The 19,318-nt window shown below is 59.4% G+C and carries 16 protein-coding genes and 5 pseudogenes; 15 read left to right on the top strand and 6 right to left on the bottom strand.

The window, feature by feature from the left end:
- Positions 1-93 (top strand): annotated as a pseudogene (locus JKL46_RS35700) (BAX inhibitor (BI)-1/YccA family protein); the annotation flags it as partial.
- A gap of 1,240 nt (positions 94-1,333) precedes the next feature.
- Here JKL46_RS35700 and JKL46_RS24035 read toward each other — a convergent pair.
- A pseudogene (locus JKL46_RS24035) lies at positions 1,334-2,547 on the bottom strand (polyhydroxyalkanoate depolymerase).
- A 127-nt stretch (positions 2,548-2,674) separates the two neighbouring features.
- Here JKL46_RS24035 and JKL46_RS24030 point away from each other — a divergent pair.
- Positions 2,675-3,331, top strand: a complete 657-nt coding sequence (locus tag JKL46_RS24030; RefSeq protein WP_201838144.1) for a glutathione S-transferase family protein — start codon at positions 2,675-2,677, stop codon at positions 3,329-3,331.
- Positions 3,332-3,347: 16 nt separating this feature from the next.
- Here the strand turns inward: JKL46_RS24030 and JKL46_RS24025 are convergent.
- A pseudogene (locus tag JKL46_RS24025) lies at positions 3,348-3,614 on the bottom strand (peptidase); the annotation flags it as partial.
- 274 nt (positions 3,615-3,888) lie between these two features.
- On the opposite strand from JKL46_RS24025, the gene JKL46_RS24020 reads away from it, so the two are divergent.
- The 5 genes from JKL46_RS24020 to JKL46_RS24000 are packed head-to-tail and all read left to right on the top strand — an operon-like array spanning position 3,889 to position 8,816.
- A complete protein-coding gene (locus JKL46_RS24020) occupies positions 3,889-4,899 on the top strand; it encodes an ABC transporter ATP-binding protein (protein WP_201838140.1) in 1,011 nt (336 codons plus the stop codon).
- Positions 4,900-4,927: 28 nt separating this feature from the next.
- Complete coding sequence (locus JKL46_RS24015; protein ID WP_425493296.1) at positions 4,928-6,223, top strand: ABC transporter substrate-binding protein; 1,296 nt, start codon at positions 4,928-4,930, stop codon at positions 6,221-6,223.
- Positions 6,224-6,260: 37 nt separating this feature from the next.
- Positions 6,261-7,175, top strand: a complete 915-nt coding sequence (locus tag JKL46_RS24010) for an ABC transporter permease (protein WP_201838136.1) — start codon at positions 6,261-6,263, stop codon at positions 7,173-7,175.
- A gap of 4 nt (positions 7,176-7,179) precedes the next feature.
- On the top strand, positions 7,180-8,082 hold the full coding sequence (locus JKL46_RS24005; protein ID WP_201838134.1) for an ABC transporter permease: 903 nt from the start codon (positions 7,180-7,182) through the stop codon (positions 8,080-8,082).
- Positions 8,083-8,084: 2 nt separating this feature from the next.
- On the top strand, positions 8,085-8,816 hold the full coding sequence (locus JKL46_RS24000) for an aspartate/glutamate racemase family protein (RefSeq protein WP_201838158.1): 732 nt from the start codon (positions 8,085-8,087) through the stop codon (positions 8,814-8,816).
- Positions 8,817-8,844: 28 nt separating this feature from the next.
- Here the strand turns inward: JKL46_RS24000 and JKL46_RS23995 are convergent, their stop codons facing one another.
- Both JKL46_RS23995 and JKL46_RS23990 read right to left on the bottom strand, forming a co-directional pair.
- Positions 8,845-9,663: a transglutaminase domain-containing protein gene (locus JKL46_RS23995; protein WP_201838132.1), complete on the bottom strand. Its 819-nt coding sequence runs from the start codon at positions 9,661-9,663 to the stop codon at positions 8,845-8,847.
- Positions 9,660-10,613, bottom strand: coding sequence for a transglutaminase family protein (locus tag JKL46_RS23990; protein ID WP_201838130.1), 954 nt, complete (start codon positions 10,611-10,613; stop codon positions 9,660-9,662). The genes JKL46_RS23995 and JKL46_RS23990 overlap by 4 nt, the downstream gene beginning before the upstream one ends.
- A gap of 222 nt (positions 10,614-10,835) precedes the next feature.
- On the opposite strand from JKL46_RS23990, the gene JKL46_RS23985 reads away from it, so the two are divergent.
- The 4 genes from JKL46_RS23985 (at position 10,836) to JKL46_RS23970 (ending at position 13,547) form a co-directional block, all read left to right on the top strand.
- Positions 10,836-11,363, top strand: a complete 528-nt coding sequence (locus tag JKL46_RS23985; protein ID WP_201838128.1) for an AAA family ATPase — start codon at positions 10,836-10,838, stop codon at positions 11,361-11,363.
- Positions 11,364-11,397: 34 nt separating this feature from the next.
- Entirely contained in the window at positions 11,398-11,700 is a 303-nt protein-coding gene (locus JKL46_RS23980) for a helix-turn-helix domain-containing protein (RefSeq protein ID WP_201838126.1), read from the top strand.
- A gap of 561 nt (positions 11,701-12,261) precedes the next feature.
- The gene (locus JKL46_RS23975; protein WP_201838124.1) at positions 12,262-12,534 is read left to right on the top strand and encodes a hypothetical protein; all 273 of its coding nucleotides are present in this window, start codon (positions 12,262-12,264) and stop codon (positions 12,532-12,534) included.
- A 152-nt stretch (positions 12,535-12,686) separates the two neighbouring features.
- On the top strand, positions 12,687-13,547 hold the full coding sequence (locus JKL46_RS23970) for a class I SAM-dependent methyltransferase (protein ID WP_201838122.1): 861 nt from the start codon (positions 12,687-12,689) through the stop codon (positions 13,545-13,547).
- Positions 13,548-13,605: 58 nt separating this feature from the next.
- On the opposite strand, the gene phaC is transcribed toward JKL46_RS23970, so the two are convergent.
- Positions 13,606-15,426: a class I poly(R)-hydroxyalkanoic acid synthase gene (gene phaC / locus JKL46_RS23965; protein ID WP_201838120.1), complete on the bottom strand. Its 1,821-nt coding sequence runs from the start codon at positions 15,424-15,426 to the stop codon at positions 13,606-13,608.
- Between the two features lie 632 nt (positions 15,427-16,058).
- On the opposite strand from phaC, the gene JKL46_RS23960 reads away from it, so the two are divergent.
- Entirely contained in the window at positions 16,059-16,337 is a 279-nt protein-coding gene (locus JKL46_RS23960; RefSeq protein ID WP_201838118.1) for a hypothetical protein, read from the top strand.
- Between the two features lie 194 nt (positions 16,338-16,531).
- Positions 16,532-16,960 (top strand): YybH family protein, encoded by a 429-nt coding sequence (locus tag JKL46_RS23955; protein ID WP_201838116.1) that lies wholly within the window; start codon positions 16,532-16,534, stop codon positions 16,958-16,960.
- Positions 16,961-17,445: 485 nt separating this feature from the next.
- Here JKL46_RS23955 and JKL46_RS23950 read toward each other — a convergent pair.
- Positions 17,446-17,637 (bottom strand): annotated as a pseudogene (locus tag JKL46_RS23950) (MucR family transcriptional regulator); the annotation flags it as partial.
- 88 nt (positions 17,638-17,725) lie between these two features.
- On the opposite strand from JKL46_RS23950, the pseudogene JKL46_RS23945 reads away from it, so the two are divergent.
- Together JKL46_RS23945 and JKL46_RS23940 are read left to right on the top strand one after the other, a co-directional pair.
- Positions 17,726-17,938: pseudogene (locus tag JKL46_RS23945) on the top strand (carboxylating nicotinate-nucleotide diphosphorylase); the annotation flags it as partial.
- Positions 17,939-18,259: 321 nt separating this feature from the next.
- Positions 18,260-19,312 (top strand): ABC transporter substrate-binding protein, encoded by a 1,053-nt coding sequence (locus JKL46_RS23940; RefSeq protein WP_425493295.1) that lies wholly within the window; start codon positions 18,260-18,262, stop codon positions 19,310-19,312.
- Positions 19,313-19,318: the final 6 nt, after the last annotated feature.

Raw genomic sequence — 19,318 nt, 5'->3', positions numbered from 1 at the left:
AAGGCCTCCGTGTTCGGCGCCCTGACGCTGTATCTGGACTTCATCAACATGTTCCAGTTCCTCCTCGCACTGGTGGGTAACCGCAACCAGTGAGGACGAACGGAGTAAAGCTTCGCGAAGCCCCGGCCAAGAGCCGGGGCTTTTTTGTAGGATGGACTCCGACAAAGTTTCGGTTGTCGGAGTGCAAGCACATTGTACATTGGGCTTGCGACGCGCAAGAAGTACTATCGTCAACTGGCGCGTGATGGTGTCGCGTGGTTGCTCGTGAAATCATCATGGTGTCTGTTCTTTCAGCAATGCGTGCATAATGGAGACGCATTGGTTTGTTGACGGCCGATTGATCAGCTAGCCTCGAGGATTTAGCCTTGATGAGCCATTGTGGTCCTCACAGACGGCTCACTCTCTAGCCAAGACACGATTGAGATCTTGGCTAGAGCGCCCAATCCTTCATGCCTTGAAGGTACCGATGCCTCGCCGAGAAAGGCTGGGCGATTCACGGTAAATGGTGCGACTCTAATAGCAGTGCGACAGCGTGACGGCCTCCTTCACGGCCGTGATTTACTGCTTTTGCTGCAATTGCGTTTCTCGAGCCTAGTTGGCACGCTTCTTGCGTAGCATTCGGATTAGAACGGGTTTGAGCGAGGGGTTGCTTGCGACGCACCGCCGCCTGTCGCTCTTATACCGTCGATGGAGGACTAGAGTGCAACGCATCCTTCCGCAGCAGCACCTTATCTCACCGGCAACGAGACTGTTCTCTCCGCCAAGTGATCTGCTTGGTGAAGTCCAAGCCACACTTGCGGCCATAGCTGATCTGGATTGCTGCTACGCAATGGATCAGGAGCGAGGCGCGCTGAACTCGAGTGCCGACGCGGCACAGTCAAGCCTTGGTGTCGAACGTGAGAGGCGTCACCGGCAGCAGCGCGACTATTATGTTCAACGCCTAAACGAGTTAGAGCGCCGCATGCTGGCACTACGAGGCTGGTGAGCGACTACCCATTTCCCGCCGAGCGAGGTCGCTCAGCAGGGAGCAACCGCCTCCGGGATGGCGCCGTATTTCACCGGTTTTGAAGCGATGCTCATAGTCCCTGACAAGCCGCCGGTTAGAGGTAAGGTGGGCAAATCGGCCGCTCAATTAACCAGTCGCGGCATGTCCTGTCTGTCGCGTAGGGAGCATCATCAATTTAAGCCCGTAGAAGATGATAGAATTCAGCACATGATGGCTCCAGGTGATTGGATTTGGCGCCGTAGCGAGGGCAGAAAATCCAATCGCTTTGAGCGAGGACAGGTTGAGTGTCGGTCTCGGCCAAACCGTAAAGCGCAGACATGTTCGCTGTCAGTTACTCGACGCTATGAAGTTCCGGACCACCGGATAGACATGGTTTTCCCACTTCCTACCCGAGAACACGCCATAATGGCCGACACCGGTCTGCAGGTAATGGCGCTTCATGAAGGGAGGCAGCTCTGAGCACAGATCATGGGCTGCAACCGTCTGGCCAACTGAGCAGATATCATCGCGCTCTCCCTCAACCGTCAAGAGGGCGGTCCGCCGGATCGACCGGAGATCGAGAAGTTGCCCGCGGTACCTGAGCTGGTTGCGAGCAAGCGCATTGTCCTGGAACACTGACTTCACAGTCTCAAGGTAGAATTCGGCCGCAAGATCCAGAACTGCAAAGTACTCGTCATAGAAGACCTGGATCTGCAGAGCCTGCGTGGCTTCTCCGTTCACAAGGTGCCAGAACAGATCACGATGGCCGTTTACATGTCGGTCCGCGTTCATCGACATGAAGGCCATAAGCTGTAAGAAGCCAGGATAAACCCTGCGGCCGGCTCCAGGATGACGCGGCGGCACAGTGGTAATGAGATGGTCCTCGAACCACGAGATCGGCTTATTGGCGGCCAGCCTGTTCACCTTGGTCGGGTTGACCCTCGTATCGACTGGGCCGGCCATGAGCGTCATCGACACAGGAGTCGCCGAGTGTTTGGCCGCTCCCATCAGGGCGGAAGCCACCAGCGTCTGGACGGCCGGCTGACACACCGCGACGACATGACTGCCGGGGCCCATGTGCTCGAGAAAGCCCACAATGTGGTCGACATAATCATCGAAGCCGAAGCGGCCAGCAGCGGTCGGAACGTCACGGGCGTTGGTCCAGTCGGTGATGTAGACATCGTGGTCGACCACGAGTGCCCGCACCGTATTGCGGAGCAGCGTCGCGAAGTGACCCGACAGCGGCGCGACGACGAGAACGCGCGGTTGTTGGGCGCCGATCTCTTTCGCAAAATGCGTGAGCGTTCCAAATGGCGTCCGGAATGCCGTCTCCTCCACAACCTCGATGTTCTGATTCCCGATGGTGACTGTCCCGATGCCGTAGGCGGGGCGAGAATGCGTGAGGCCTGCACGAGCCATCATCTCGCCGGCGGCGCAGAACCAAGCCGCTGGCCCGCTGAGCCTGTCTGGACCCAGGGCGACCAAATTTGCTTTATGAGCCTGCCCGAACAGCGCAGGCCCAGTGCAAGATCAGAACCCAGCTCATAGGCGTGATACGTCATCACTGTCGCGAGATCTCCGAGAGGCCAAGATCACGTCGGTCCAAAATAGAAAGCTAGTGCATTTCATGCTGCAATGCGAGATGCTTCTGTGCACGATGCCGCACATGCGTAATGCAGGAGGTTGGCAATGGCCGAGGCCACACTTTCGATCTCAAGCCGCAACTACTCGTCATGGTCCCTTCGTGGCTGGTTGTTGTGCCGAATGGCAGGGTTGGAATTTGAAACCGAGGTCCTGTCGGAGGAAGATCCGACGGCGAGGGCCGAATTGCTTCACCTGGCCCCGTCATTTCTTGTGCCACGCCTGACCCATGGGGAGATTCGGGTCTGGGACGCGCTCGCCATTGCCGCTTACCTGAATGAAATCCGCCCCAACGCGCGCCTTCTACCTTCTGAACCGGCGGACCGCGCGTGGTGCTGGTCCGTGTCTGGAGAGATGCATGGTGGCTTCATCAACCTGCGCTCGGCGCTGCCGATGAACCTCAAGGCTCACCGGACTGGGTTCAAAGTCTGGGGCGGAGCGAAATCCGATATCCAGCGCATTACGACCCTATGGCAGGAATGCTTGGTCCGCCTCGGCGGACCATGGCTGTTCGGCCAGCGTCCGACACTGGCGGACGCGATGTACGCGCCGGTCTGCACCCGCTTTGCCAGCTACGAGGTTGATCTCCCAGAGGCGAGCGCAGCCTATCGCGATCACATCATGACCTGGCCTTTGATGGTCGAGTGGATCGAAGCGGCGCTTGCTGAACCTGAGGAGATCGAGGAACTCGATATGGAGTTCTGACTGCCGTCCGCCGGGCTCATAATACTTCCGGCTTGCAAGACGGCCGCGGAATGCCCTTGTGGGCGGTGCGCAAGGCGGCCGACCATCGCTCGCTCAGATCGTGGAAATAAGGCTCCCCGGGCTCAATGCGATGGAACACCTCGAAGGGGAAGGTATTGCACTGGGCAATTGCCAGATCGATGGGAAGCCGGACGCCGATGTCCGAGCGCATGGTCGGATCCATGGAGATCAAGCTGATCCTCAAGGCCCCATACAGGTCCGCGTTGTAACGAACGGCGTGGTCTTGCTAGAGGAGCCCCCTTCCTTTCTGGCACTTGCTGCTTCACAGATGGCGACCGCAAAAGCGGTCCTAAATCTTTCCATACTCACCAAATCAGCGCTGGGAAAAAGGCTAGTCGAGGCAGCATCGCTCAATAAGCATCTTAGTGCGAAACGTATAGGCGGTTGCCTATTCTTTGCTCATTGCAAGCTCACAAATGAACCGGCAGCGAACTGGCTAAACAGCTGCAGACAAAGATATAAAAATCCTACTGGATCGTGGTAGCGCCGAGGTATCAATGGTTCCAAAGGCCAGCCGTGGCGAAGTTGAATTCGTGCAAACGGTGAAGGCCTATGGCGCCTCGGTTGCAGTTGCCGGCATCGACCTTAGAATACCCGCCGCGACCTACTGCTGCCTCCTAGGCCCGTCCGGATGCGGGAAGACCACAAGTCTGCGCATGCTGGCAGGGCATGAGGCAGTCACCTCCGGCGACATACTCCTCGACAATGCGAACATCACCCTAATGGCGCCAGCAAAGCGCGGAACGGCGATGATGTTCCAAAGCTATGCCCTCTTCCCGCATCTGACAGTGGCCGAAAACGTCGCCTTTGCCCTCAAGATGAAACGTGTGCCGAAAGTCGAGCGCCTCATCAAGGCGAAGGAGATGCTTAAGATCGTCGATCTCGAGGCTTATGCTGAAAGGCGTCCTTCACAACTCTCAGGAGGGCAGCAACAACGCGTGGCACTTGCGCGCGCCTTGATCACCCGCCCATCCGCCCTTCTCCTCGACGAACCGCTCTCGGCTCTCGATCCATTTCTTCGGCTGCGCGTCCGAGGCGAGCTCAAGCGGCTGCAGAAAAGCCTTGGAATCACCTTCGTGCATGTCACCCACAGCCAGGATGAGGCCTTGGCGCTCTCGGATCTCGTGGTGCTGATGAATGCCGGCAGAATCGAGCAGAAAGGCTCGGCCGAGGATCTGTTCAGCCGTCCGAGGACAGCCTTTGTGGCGCGCTTCATCGGCGCCCATAACGTGATCGATCTTGGAGATCGCGCGATCGCGGTGAGAACTGACCGCACCAAGCTCACACGAAACGGCTTGGCGCATACGACGAGCCGTGAAGCCACCGTCAGTACCGTGGAATACGCCGGTACCGGCTTTGCCATTCAACTCGTCGACGATCGCGGCAGCGAGTTGGCTGCGCTCGTTTCAGAACAGGACTTTCGCACGGCTCCCATGGCCGAGGGAGAGCGTGTATTCGCCTCCTGGGCGCCCGTGGACGCCCACATTCTTGAGGGTAACGCTCGGTAGGCCATTGCATTCAAGACCAACGAGGAAAATGGGGACTACGATGAGGAAGAAAGACGACACGACGAACTTTTCTCGCCGGCAGATCCTGAAAGGGAGTGCGGCGCTTGCGGGCGCGGCTGCAGGGACCGCCATCACCGGCTTTCCCGCCGTCATCGCGGCCGAGCCCGTAACGCTTCGGTACCTTTCAACGGCCACCAATCAATCGCCAGCCATCGCCGAGAAGGCTGCCAAGGATCTCGGGATCAAGATCGAGTACGTGACGGTCACGACTGACGACGTGACCAAGCGCATCATCACGCAGCCGAACTCCTTCGATTTGGTCGACACAGAGTATTTCAGCCTGCGCAACCTTATCCCGTCAGGCAACCTGATGGGCATGGACGCCAACAAGATCAAACTCGTCGACAAACTCGTACCCGCTATCACTAAGGGCGAGATCGGTGGCAAGAAGATCGGACTTCAGGGCACTGCGCCCAATAAGGTGATGTATTTGGATGGGCAGAACTCGAGGAAGTTCGCGGCCTCTCCCACAGAGTGGATCACCCTGATCCCGACCACCTACAATGCCGACACCCTCGGCATCCGGCCCGACCTGATCGGCCGCTCCATCGAGAGTTGGGCGGAACTCCTGAACCCGCAGTTCAAGGGCAAGGCCTCGATCCTCAACATCCCGTCGATCGGCATCATGGATGCGGCGATGGTCATCGAGGCTTCCGGCAAGCACAAATATGCCGACAAGGGCAACATGACGAAGGACGAGATTGACCTGACGATCGCGACCCTCATCGAGGCCAAGAAGGCGGGACAGTTCCGTGCCTTCTGGACCGATTTCAACGAGAGCGTCAACCTGATGGCGTCGGGCGAGACCGTGATCCAGTCCATGTGGTCGCCGGCTGTCACGGCGGTGCGGCTCAAGGGCATCCAGTGCAAGTTCCAGCCGCTCAAGGAGGGCTATCGCGCCTGGGCCTCGGGCTTCGGCCTGCCAAGGACCCTCAAGGGCAAGGAACTGGATGCAGCCTACGAATTCATCAACTGGTTCCTGTCGGGCTGGGCGGGCGCCTATCTCAACCGGCAGGGCTATTACTCGGCGGTGCTCGACACCGCCAAGGAGAACATGGAGGCCTACGAGTGGGCATACTGGATGGAGGGCAAGCCCGCCGAGAAGGACATCAAGGGTCCCGACGGCGGTCTCCTGGAGAAGGCGGGCGCGGTCCGAGACGGTGGTTCCTACAATGAGCGCATGGGCTCGGTGGCGTGCTGGAACTCGATCATGGACGAGAACGCCTACATGGTCCGCAAGTGGAACGAGTTCATCGCCGCCTGAGCAAGGCATGATCGAGCATGGCTGAAGCCCCTCAGCCATGCCTCTTCCGGTTAAGACCGACGACAAGCAAGCGATGACCCATCACGCGCGTTGGACTTCCTACTGGCAGGCCGCCCCCCTGGCGGCGGTGCTCCTCCTGTTCTTCGTCCTGCCCCTCCTGGTGACCTTCATCGTCAGCTTCTGGAGCTATACGGGCTATTCCATCGAGCCCGGCTTAATCTTCGACAATTACCGCGATGCCTTTGACCGTTGCATTGTCGCCCTGCCCGATCTCTGCACCACGTTCCGCACTTACCTGTCGACGCTCCGGTTCTGCTTGATCGTGTGGCTCCTCACCCTCGTGATCGGCTTCACCATCGCGTATTACCTGACCTTCGAGATCCGGACCATGACTGTCCGTCTCGTGCTGGCGCTTGTGTGCACTATTCCGTTCTGGACCTCGAACGTGATCCGCATGATCTCCTGGGTCCCGCTCCTGGGACGCAATGGTCTCGTCAACCAGTTGCTCGTCGGAGCGGGCATCATGGACCAACCCCTCGACTGGCTCCTCTATTCCAACTTCTCGGTGCTGCTTGCCTTCGTGCATCTCAACACGGTCTTCATGATCGTGCCCATCGCAAATTCGATGTCGCGCATCGACAAGGCCTTGATCGAAGCGGCCAGGGATGCCGGCGCAACCGGCTGGCAGATCCTTTTGTACATCATCGTTCCGCTTTCGAAGACGGGCATCGCCATCGGGTCGATCTTTGTTATCACGGTCGTCATGGGCGATTTCATCACCATCGGCATCATGGGCGGGCAGCAGATCGCGTCAGCCGGCAAGGTCATCCAGACTCAGATCGGCGCACTTCAGTTCCCGATCGCAGCCGCAAACGCGGTGGTGCTGCTAGTGGTTGTCCTGATGATCATCGCCACGCTCATTCGCTTCGTCGACATCAGGAAAGAGCTCTAAGACTATGAGCGAAGGTCGGTCCCGCAGCTTCTATGTTCTGTCTTTCCTGTTCGGGCTCTACGTACTGTTCCTGTACGGGCCGACAGTCACCATCGTGGCCCTGTCGTTCCAGGGACCGGAAGGGGGCATGACGTTCCCCATGAACGGCATGTCTCTTCACTGGTTCCGCAACCTCGGGGCTGGCATCGGCGTGCCTTATGTGGTCGATGCGCTTCTTAACTCCCTCAAACTCGGGGCGCTCGTTACGGTCCTGACCGTCGTGATCTCACTGATGGCTGGCCTAGCTTTCCGACGGAGTTTTCGGGGTCAGAGCATGTTGCTTTACACGGCCATTGCGAGCCTGATCCTGCCTTCCATCATCGTGTCGCTTGGCATCGCCCTTGAGTTTCAGATTATCGACCAGAATGTGAAGGCGGTCGGCGATGCCTACGAGGTTGATGCGATCCAAAACTCCTATCAGACGGCTATGGGCCTTATGTCGTCAGGCCTTGGAGCACATCTGACGTGGACACTGCCATTCGGTGTGCTGATCATGTTCGCAATCTTCAACCGCTTCAACAGCGCATACGAGGAGGCGGCGCGGGACCTCGGGGCCTCGTCCTGGCAGACATTTGCCTATGTCCTCGTGCCAATCATCGCGCCCTCGCTCTTGGGCGTCGCCCTCTTCGGGTTTACTCTGTCATGGGACGAGATCGCCCGATCGAGCCAGGCGGTCGGAGCGGACAACACTCTCCCGCTCAATCTGCAGGGTCTGACGACGACCGTGACGACCCCCGTCATCTACGCCCTCGGCACGGTAACGACGGGGATCTCGTTTGCAGTCATCATCGTGACCGTATCGATCGTGCTCTTGGTCCAGAGGCGCCGCTCTCGACACGGTTCCGATGCTGGTAAAGGCTTGGCTTGAAAATGCGGCTTCTCATCGTCAATCCCAATACCACGTCCTCCATGACGCAAAAGATCGAGGCGGCGGCCAGGGCGGTTGCGCTTGAAGGAACGACGCTCTCGGCGGTCAATCCACTCGATGGCCCTGCTTCCATCGAGGGATATTTCGATGAGGCCTACAGCGTTCCAGGCCTGCTAGGTGAGATCCGGAAAGGCGAGGAGGCGGGCTTCCAGGGCTATGTGATCGCCTGTTTCGACGACACGGGATTAGACGCGGCCCGCTCGCTCGCGGCGGGTCCGGTGGTAGGCATTGGGGAGGCAGCTTTTCACTGTGCCAGCCTTATCGCAGGCCGCTTCTCGGTGATCACCACCTTGTCGCGGTCCGTGCCGGTCATCGAGCACAATCTCGCGAAATACGGCCTTGCCCCGCGTTGTGCCCGGGTTCGGGCATCCGACGTTCCCGTGCTGGCGCTGGAGGACGCGACCAGTAGTGCGCGAACCCGAATTTCCAACGAGATCGAAGCAGCCATACGCGAGGATCGGTGCGAAGCCATCGTGCTGGGCTGCGCCGGTATGGCGGATCTTGCGGCGGACCTTTCAGCCTCTCACGGGCTGCCAGTCCTCGATGGCGTCGCGTGCGCCGTCAAGCTCGTAGAAACTCTCGTAGGGCTGGGCCTCACGACATCCAAGATCGGAGGATATGCTCCTCCCCTGTCCAAGCCTTATGGCGGCCGGTTCGCCGCCGATGGGTTCTGACGGATCGGCACAGCCCTTTCTTGCCCAGTCACTCTGAGGTATCGCGGAATTCGTCCGTCGTGACCGAGAAGTCCGCGAGGGAGGCCGGGCCGAAGCTCGTCGAGATCGCGACGTCGATAGCGTCGCGCCCCGTGGCCATCAGGACCCGTCCGATTCTCGGCGTGTTGTGACGAGCGTCGAACGTGTACCACCGGCCATCAAGATAGGCTTCGAACCAGGCGCTGAAGTCCATCGGATAATCCACGGGTAGAATGCCGATATCGCCGAGGTACCCCGTGCAATAGCGCGCCGGAATGTTCATGCAGCGGCATAAGGTGATGGCCAGATGGGCAAAGTCACGGCAGACACCGACCTGATCGTTGTGTCCCTGCCAAGCCGTCCGCGTTGCACACGCATCCTGATAATTGAATCTGATCCGATCATGCACATAGTCGCAGACCGCCTGAACGCGCGCCCATCCGCCCTTAATGCCGCCAAAGAGATGCCAGGCAGTGTCCGAGAGTTGGTCAGTTTCGCAGTATCGGCTTCCCAGCAGATAGACGAGCACATCGTCGGGCAATTCCTCGACAGGCTGTTGCACTGCGCCCGGAACGACCGGGTCTTGCAACCCGGAGTCACGGATCAGGAAGTCCGCGGAAACCTCAAGCCGCCCAGCCGGCGCGAGCAGCCGAGTGCAGATGTTGCCGAAGGCATCACGATACTGCCTGCGCGCGATCGGGGGATCGCACGTGAGGACATCGGGCGTGACGAGGTCTGATACCCGCGAGGGATGAACATTCAGCATCAGAAGCAGAGGGGTTGGCTGGGGATACTCAAAGGCGATCCGGTAGCCGGCATGGATCTTCATCGAGCACCCTGCGGGTCGGAGATCTGCTGCGCACGGACCGGCGGGGCCGTCCGGCTGACGTGTCGCGTTGGTCTATCCTCCGGAGACGTCACGTTCACCTCGACAGTCATCTCCTCGAAATCGCCCGGCTTGCCCATCCATGTTCCAGAGAGCGGGACGGCCTGCCGGGGATCCCGTGCCACCGCGATGCGGATAAGATCGCGATTGCCGATGATGCCGTTGGTCGGATCGAACTCTACCCAGCCGGCGCCGGGCAGATAGACCTGGCACCAGGCATGGGTCGAGCCTCCGCCGATATGCCCGGATCCGTCCAAGCTCGGGCTGTAGATGTAGCCCGACACGAAACGGGCCGCGAGCCCCAGGGCACGCACGGCCTCGATCATCAGGATTGCGAAGTCGCGGCAACTCCCCCGGTTGAGCATCAGAGTCATCAGCGGATCCTGGATCCCGGTCTCGGAACGCCTGCTGTAGGTGAAGCTCTCCTTGATGGCATAGGTGAGCGTCATCAGGAGTTCGCCCGTCCGCGTCGGGCGGCCCTGATGCAAGAACTTCTGAACCCAACGATGGATCTGATGGTCGGGATCGAGATATTGCCGTTCCATCGTGCGCATCAGATCTGGCATTTCCTCCGCGCTGTAAGCGAAGGGATAGGTCTGGGCATAATCCTCCATTTGAAAGTCCGGCGCGTTCAACGGCTGATGATCGAGGCGAATGTTGCTATCGAACCGCAGCTCGGCCGCTTCTCCGGCGAACCGCGCTATAGCGACGCAATTGCCGAACACGTCATGGATCCAGCGCATGGCACTCGGAGCCGGCTCAATCTCGATCTTGGCGCCTAGGAGCCTTTGATCATAGCTATCGCGGGGCCGGAACATGATGCGGTGTTCACCGAACGACACCGGGCGCTGGTAGCGATACGTCGTTACGTGTCGGACCTCGAGGAGAGCCATTTCATTTGCCCGCTAGGGATGGAATGCTGTCACCGGCCTTCTGCCTGCGAAGAATGTAGAACAAGGATCTGGCTTAAGCAGCCCATAGTTTAGGCGTCATTTTCACCGGCGACAGGCCAACGGGTATCGGTTTGGCTAAGGCTATCCGATCCTGCCTTGTTTCGCTGGCTCGGCGACCTAAGCTTCCAAGATGCTGGCGGGCGGGTCAGGACCATGCGATCCTTGGAACGCGTCCATATCTTCGGAGCACCGGGCTGTGGCTCATCGACGCTTGGACGGGCGCTTGCCCGACACTTAAAAACCCAGCAAGTTGATGCAGATGATGTTTATTGGCTTGCGACTGTTCCGCCTCATCAAAGGAGGCGGCCGCCAACTGAGCGACGAGAGATGTTGGAGTCAGCAACCCGGTGGGCCAAGACCTGGGTGCTTTCCGGTTCGATTATCGGTTGGGGCGATGCCTTGATCCCAGGCTTCGATCTCGTGGTCTTTTTGTACGTCCCTGCTGAAATCAGGATGGCCCGTCTTCGTGCTCGTGAACAGGAGCGCTTCGGACACGAGATCGAGCCTGGCGGCTCGATGCACGAGCAGCATCGGGCCTTTCTTCGATGGGCGGCCGGCTATGACACGGGTACCAGCGGGCGAACTCTCGAGACCGACGCCAACTGGCTGGCCCAGCTCCAATGTCCTGTGATGCCCATGAAGGGCGAATACTCGACTTATGATCAAGTCAGCCACATCTTATCATTATGAAAGCGATCCCGAGATTGGCAGAGGCACGGTCCTGATGCACGGTAGACTGGTCAGACCCGCTCAGATGCGCGCCGGACGAGCGCTTCTCGGATTGTCGCAGGCCGAGCTTGCGGGACGCACGTGCCTGTCCATCGCGGCGATCAAGCGGGCTGAAGCGGATCTTGATCCTGCCGCCTCCGACGCGGCTCTGGCGGCCATCAGAGTGGCTCTGGAGGACCAAGGCGTGCTCTTCATTGATGCTGACGGTGGCCAAGGTCCTGGCGTGCGGCTGAAGTCTTCCGGTCCGCCCGACGAGGGTCTGCGCCCCGATCAACTCACGAGCTACAACGACATTTGAGATAAGCCACAGCGGCCAACCTCATTCGCCCCCTGTCAGAAAGCCAGCCGGGATGCCATGTTAGGACCCGCGATGCTGGAACGCTCCTCATGACTTACCGTGTCCAATGGCAAATGGTTGGACGATCCGGGCAGCCGCTCGACACCGGATGCCTCGGCGAGGGTCTTTGCGCCTACGGCGATGCCGTCGCGGCAGTTGCTGAGTTTCTGCGGTCTTACCCAAACGTGTGTCGGTGCCCGGCCGAAAGCTACTGGATAGCACGCCGGTCGATTGATGCCGATCTGGCGGTGTGGGTTTGGATCGAGCGTCACAGGATCGAAGAGACGGCTGAATTCAGCGCTGCTCGGCTGGCCTTGGACCCGGTAACCGAGCAAACTTCTCGGCCGGTGTGCGCTCAAAGCACTGTGCGTCCAGGGGGCCTGGTTTCTCGCGCCAGCTCCTGAGCCATCGGTCTGACGCTTGGCTTGCGGACGGTTATCCTCTTAACCTGGCTCCAATCGTTGCCGGCTTGTTTGTCCAGCACATGGACGAACTGAACAGCATCTGGAGGGCTTAGAGAATATGAAGCTGTACCGCCTCAACGTCACTACGGACGGGGAGCTTGCCGTAGCATTCACCCTTGCCGAGGATGTAGACAGCCTTCTCCACATCCTCGAATGCCAGGACCATGGCGAAGCCGATGAGGAAAGCCTGCTGCCGTACTTTGACGGGGAGAAGAAGCCGCGGGTGATCAGGAGCCTTGAGGATGTACCCGAGGACTATCTGGACTTCGTCTGCCTCGCCGATAATCCGGAAGAGCTGACAGTAACCGAGTTCCTCGACACGCAGGAATAGTCACCTTGGTCTCAAGGGTCGACTTGCAGCACTACCCATCGATTAGCAAGACAGCGAGATGCTGCCACATGCTCCTGATCTTCTTCTGACCCAGGCAAGCGAACTCGTTATACTGACGTTTCACCACCTCCACGAAGTGAGCGAGCGCGGTATTGACCGTCGAACCAAACGCCGGGCACTCAATTGGGGATCTGGGCTGTGTCGCGCAGACCTTGCTCATTCCCCTAGCTGCACGCGCGCTCGCCTGCCGTCTTCTCCCGCACCGGGGCTTTGCTGACCGGGCGGCCGAGGCGATCGTCGCGCGCCTCGCATACGACCTCACTCCGTTCGAAGCCGATCGCGAGATGCTACGGGGTTTGGTCGAACGCAGTCTGGTCTTGGACCAGATCTTGCGCGGCTTCCTCAATCATCACCCTGACGCTCAAGTGCTTAGCCTCGGGTCTGGCCTGTCGACGCAGTTCGAGCGGCTTGATAATGGCCGACTCCGCTGGGTGGATGTCGATCTCCCCGAGGTCGTCAAGCTGCGGCGCACCCTGTTCCCGCCCCACCCGCGCCGATGCCTGGTGAGCGCCTCTGTGACCGAGGCCGGCTGGACCTCCATCCTTGGTGATCTGCGTGGCCCGACCTTCGTGGTCGCCGAAGGCCTCCTGATGTATCTCAAGCGCGCGCAGGTTTTTCAACTGGCGCGAGACCTGGCAGAGGTGCAATGCGGTGGCCCAGCCGAGTTCGCCTACGACTATTACTGTTCCCATATGGTCGGCCAAGCATGGCTGAATCTGTCGCTGCGCCGGCTCGGGGCCGAGTTCCAATGGGGTTTGGCGAGCCCGGAGGAGCTTTCGCTTGGCGAACCGCGCTGGCGTGTGATCGACACCCACCCCGTGATGGAGCGGCTGGGTTGGCCCTATGATCTGCTTTGGTCGTGGTTTCGCTTGTTCGCGGGCGTTCGGCCCTATGGCATCGCACATTTGCGGCTCTTGGACGACACCCGTCCAGCATGCGAGTTGAGAGCTTGAAGGAGGTTAGTGGCAACCGAGACGCCGCCAGCATCAGCGCGACGCGTAGGGTCGGTCCTCAGCTTTTTACCCGGACATAGCTGCCCGGTGCATCCTCAATGGGGGTGAGCCTGCCCCCGCCGATCTCCCGGGCCGGAACGTGTCTCCCATCCTGCGCCTCGCTCCAGGCCTGCCAATCCGGCCACCAGGAGCCCGGGTGCTCCCGTGCGGCTTCGAGCCAGGTCTCGAGCTCTCCCCCCGGCAGGCCGTCGGTCCAGTACTGATAGCGGTTCCCTGCCGGCGGGTTCACAACGCCGGCTATATGACCCGAGCCGGCCACGACAAACCGGACAGACCCACCTAATAATTGCGCCCCTGCGAATACCGACCGCGCCGGTGCAACATGGTCCTCCCGGGCCGCCAGGTGGTAAATCGGTGTGATCACCTTCGAGAGGTCGAGGGTGACACCGCCCATCTGGATGCGCCGCTGCGAGAGATCATTGTTGATGTAGCAGCGCCTTAGATAGAAGCTGTGATTGGCGGCGGGAATGCGGGTCGAATCCGAGTTCCAGTATAGCAGGTCCAATGGCAGCGGTGTTTGTCCTTTCAGGTACACGTCGACGACGTAGGGCCAGATCAGGTCATTGGAGCGCAGCAGATTGAACGCTGCAGCCATCTTGTGACCATCGAAATACCCGTGCCGAGCCATGTCCCTCTCGATGGCGGCAACCTGTTCCTCGTCCGTGAAGACAGTCAAATCGCCGGCTTGGCTGAAGTCTACCTGGGTGGTGAGGAAGGTGGCACTTTTAACGCAATTGTCCCGTGTCGCGGCCAAATAGGCCAGCGTGGCGGCAAGCAGGGTTCCGCCGACGCAGTAGCCGAGCGCATGGATCGCCCGCTCGCCAGTGGCTTGCTGGACCGCGCCCAGCGCTTCCAAGATGCCGTCATGCATGTAGTCCTCAAAGGACTTGCCGGCGAGTTCCTTGCCTGGGTTCACCCAGGAGATCATGAAAACCGTCTGGCCTTGGTCTACCGCCCATTTGACAAATGACTTCTCGGGACTGAGATCGAGAATGTAGTACTTGTTGATCCACGGCGGCACGATTAGGAACGGGCGCTTGAGAACCTGCTCCGTGGTGGCCTCATATTGGATCAATTGCATCACAGCGTTCTGGTAGATCACCTTGCCTGGGGTGATGGCCAAGTTCTGGCCGACCTCGAACTGAGTCGCGTCGGTCTGCCGAATTTTAAGGCGACCGCTCCCGCGCTCGATGTCTTCGGCAAGCAACTGCATACCCCGCACCAGGTTCTCGCCATCGGACGCGAAGGTCTCATGGAGCAGCTCCGGGTTCGTGAACACCCAGTTCGAGGGCGCAAGCGCATTCATAATCTGCGTCAGGTAGAACCGAGCCTTGTTCCGGGTGTGGGGATCGAGATCGTCGGCCGTATCGACCAGGGATTCGGCCCAATGCGAGGTGATCAGATACGATTGCCGAAGCAAGTCGAAGTAGGGGTTTTCTGACCAAGCCGGATGCTGAAACCGGGGATCTGGGGACACAGAGATTGCTATTGGCTTTTCTTCCCAGGTCTTCAGTCCTGTGAGCCGACGGATTGAGGAATGCCACAACTCCAAACTGTTGTTCCAGAGCGCAACCTGGGCTTCCAAGACCTTGTGGGGTTGCTGCACCCAGGCGCGTTGAAGGTGAGTCAGTGTTCTGAGCACTGGTGCGAGCTCATCGTGGAGGGTGAAATGTGTCGGACTGGTTGCATGCGGCCGCAGCAAGACTGCCGATGCCTTGCTGGCTTCCTCGACGAGCCGTGCCATGTTGTGCGCGAAACGCTGCGGGTTCCTGATTTCGAAGCCAAGGCTCCGTCTTGCCTCAACGTGTTCCTGGCCCATTCTGGCCTCAAGTCTTTGGTTCTCACGGCCCGTCGCAGGACGAGATCCCGATCCATGATACCACGCCGCCTGTTGTAAGATATTATCCTTAATTGAACGAACCGCATCCGAGCAAGGTCATGCCAGCCCAATGATCATGGCTTCGGGCGCAGCCCAGCTGGCAAGCCCTGCGCCGCAGGCGTCCCACGACGCGGCGATCAGGTTTGAGCGCTAGCTCTGACCTCTCTCGAACATGGGCCCGCCTGCACCCGGATGATGATTGCCGATGCAATGCAGGTTCAGGTGGAGAGCATCGCATTGACTCGTGAGCTGCCTTGTACTCGCCGGCCCCATACCGGCCCTTGAATTGAGATCGTCCTAGGGGCGGCGAGGCCCTGATCGAAGTGCCATCCGCTGCGGGTGGCCGTCCCTTCCGCTCGCAATGGGCTTCTAACCGTGGGCTGGTCCGCAGGTGCGCAACTCATCGCAGCTGCAGGTCGGGTTGCGCCGTGAGCACTGATCGGAGGCCGTTAGAAGATTTGCGGAGCGAGCAACAAGGCCATAAATGGAGCAGCTGTGCTGCAAGCCACCGATTGAAAACTGCACGTGATCAAGTACAACTGAGTGGTGTTTCGTAGGTGACGGAGGCGCCTATGATCTCGCATGAAGACTTGATCGGCTTTTGTGATCTCACCCTTGACGAGATCCAAGCTGTGGCCGCGCACGAACGTGTTGCCCCGGCCGCAGCTGCTGTGCTTGGCAATTACCTGCTCCAGAGCCAGCGCGGGTGCGAAACGATCCGGAATATGCTGGTCGCTCAGATTCGTGCGGCCGTTCGGCAGCATGATGTTGCTCATGCTCGGCAGCTTGTCGCGACGCTGCGGCACTTCCTGCATGAGCACCCAGACGCCGCGTTCCGCCAAGCGGCGTGAGACACAACAACAGGATGCTCGCGCAGATACAAGATGTGCGGTCTCTGTACGCGTCGCACCACGGACCAAAGCCGCAGACCCGCTTTGATCCGAAACCTACGCAGTCCCACAGCAGGATAATTTCTCGTGCTAAAGATGATTGTACAATAGGAGCTTTGCTGTACGACGTTCATGCTTGATCGAGGGAAGAAGCCATGCGTGTCCAAGTCATTGCTTCAGCAATCTGCCTGTGCCTCTCGGCTCCCGCCATGGCGCAGGACAAAGCGACAATTCAGAGCCTGAGCGATCAGTTCGCCAAAGCGTTCAATGCCGGTGATGCCGCAGGCGTCGCGGCCCTCTACACGGAAGATGCCGTCATCCTCCCGCCTGGAGGAGAGATGATGAAGGGCAGGAGTGCCATTCAGGCATTCTGGAAGGGCGCTGCGGAGCAGCTTGGCGACGGGACGCTCACGACCGTTGATGTGAAGCCGCTTGGCAATGATACAGCCCGTGAAATTGGCACCTTCTCGTTTCGGTCGAAGGGAGCGCAGCCCCAGGAAGTCACCGGCAAGTATGTGGTGGTCTGGGAGAAGGTCGGGAGTGATTGGAAACTCGCAACCGACATCTGGAACACGAACAAGTAGGCCGTGACTTAGTACGTGCTGGCACCATGCTGGGAGCCATCTAAAGCTCGTGCGCGGAGACACAGAGCCTAACCGGAACTATTGTATCTGGATCGCGTTGGCTTCCGTTCTGCATGAATGGAGGACACTATGTGCCACTATCGCGGATCATATATGTCCGAGGACAGAGCGAGGGCTGAGGCGGATCGCCAACGGGAGCTTGAGGCTCAACGCACCCAGCTGTCGATAAGCTGAAGCAGGAGGCCGACACAGCGGCCCAGAAGGGAGCCTGTTTCGGCAAAGTAGCTATGCGCCCAATTCGGGCGATCATTGTAGGGACTGTGCCCCGCCTTGGCGGGGCATTTCACACCTGAGACGCGATACCGCTAACCCCCTGCGCAACAACCCACGGATAAGAACGACTCAGTGAAAACTCGGCACCTCGCAGCACCGAGTGCAGAGTTTGATTCGACCAGCTATGGCCGGTCCTGATCATCGCACGATAGTTAGGCATCTTTCTTGGTACGATGGCCCTTTGCGGGAGCGGCAGCTTCCGCAGCAGCCTCGACGGGAGCAGTCCTCTTCCGACGCTGCTGGCCCAGGCCCAATGATTTAGCAAGTTCGGAGCGCGCCTTGGCGTAGTTCGGTGCCACCATCGGGTAATCCGCTGGCAGGTTCCACTTGGCACGGTACTGCTGGTTCTGTTGCACCTTTGAAGCTTTCTCGGCCTGAGCTACAACAGGAGGAGGCTGAGAGGGGCTGGCGGTGATGCAAGGTAATAAGAAGGTTGGCGCTGACGCCATCTTGCTCGACAACATGAGTCCCGACACTCTCACAGAGGCTGTCGGGCGGGTGAACCGGCGCGCCATCACGGAAGCCTCCGGCCGGGTCACGCTAGCAACAGCACCGGCGATTGCTGCTACAGGGGTGGACCTGATCTCGACCGGCTGGATCACGCATAGCGCCCCCATCCTCGACCTCGGTCTGGACGTGACCTGAGACAGTCCCCTCGGTGAGTATGATCATACTGCTACTGCCGCTACACTGGGAGCGATCTGACGGCGACAAGAATGTTCTTTTTTTAGAACGTTCTGCTGTGGCAAATTTTCCTCCGTTTGGCCTAACGCGCAGAATTTTCTTCTAATGACCTATCTGCGCTTATCGCAGGTGAGATAGATCGTTGCCGAATGCGGCCCCAACGTTACAAACAGTCACTTGACATTGTTCTTTTTAAAGAACCATTGTCTGGCAGGCCGCGCCGTGCGGGGCGGATGACAATGGAGCGTGGGCGACGCCCGGCAGCCGAATATGGAGACGACGATGCCTTGCCTGTCACAATGGATTAAAACGCGCCGGGCATTCCTGGCCAGCGCTAGCCTCGTGGCAGCCGCCCTGATGGTAAGTCCGCAGGCCTTTGGGCAAAAGGCGCCCGTCGCAGCGCGCGTTGGCGTCATTCCTGTCATTGGAACGGCGCCTCTGTTCGTCGCACAAAACGAAGGTTGGCTAAAGGACGGCGGGCTCACTCTGACCGTCACCACATTCGAATCCGGTCCCAATATGATTCAGGCCCTCGCTTCGGGCACAATCGACATCTATGTGGCCGGTGTCGCTCCCCTGGCCGTGGCTCGCTCGAAAGGCATCGACGTGCGCGTCATTGCGGCGACGGCAACGGCTGAGAACGTGTTCGTGGCCTCTCCGAAACTTGCAAAATACTTCACGCCCGGCACATCCCACGCTGTAGCGTTCAAAAACTACCGCGTCGCGGAGGGCAAGCCGGCACGGCTTGCAACTCAGCCTGCGGGATCGGTTCCGAATACCACTCTGCAATACTGGCTGTGGGAACAGGCGAAGGCGGACAAGGCGGACATTGAGATCGTGCCCATGGGCATCGATGCGACGCAGCAGGCCACTCTCGCTGGGGCCGTCGAGGGTGCGACCATTCGCGAGCCGGCCGTTACCATCGTTCAGGGACGCAATCCCGGCATCAAGCTGGTGGCTTTGGGTGATGAGATGTTCCCTGGCCAGCCTGGGACGGTCGTCGCCGTATCGGGAGCATTCCTCGAGAAGAACCCGGAAGCCGTGCAGAGTCTGGTCAGTGGGCTCGTGAAAGCCGCAGATCTCCTTGCGAAAACCCCCGATCGCGCTGTTCCGCCATTGGAGGCTGCCCTCGGCAAGGGGATTGTCGATAGCGAAACGATCCGCAAGGCCCTTGCCTCACCGGCAACCAAGTTCCAGATCGACCCCCGCACCATCGTCGAGTCGTCGCGCCTCATGCAGGCCTACCAGGTGAAGCTCGGCTCGCTCGATAAGGAATTGCCATTCGAAGGCCTCTTCGAGCCACGCTTCTTCGAGCAAGCCACCAAAAGCAACTAATCTTTG

The sequence above is a fragment of the Microvirga zambiensis WSM3693 genome (assembly GCF_016735695.1).
GTDB classification, from domain to species: Bacteria; Pseudomonadota; Alphaproteobacteria; order Rhizobiales; family Beijerinckiaceae; genus Microvirga; species Microvirga zambiensis.
Note: the sequence above shows the minus strand (reverse complement) of the source record. Positions and strands in the feature narration are given on the sequence as shown.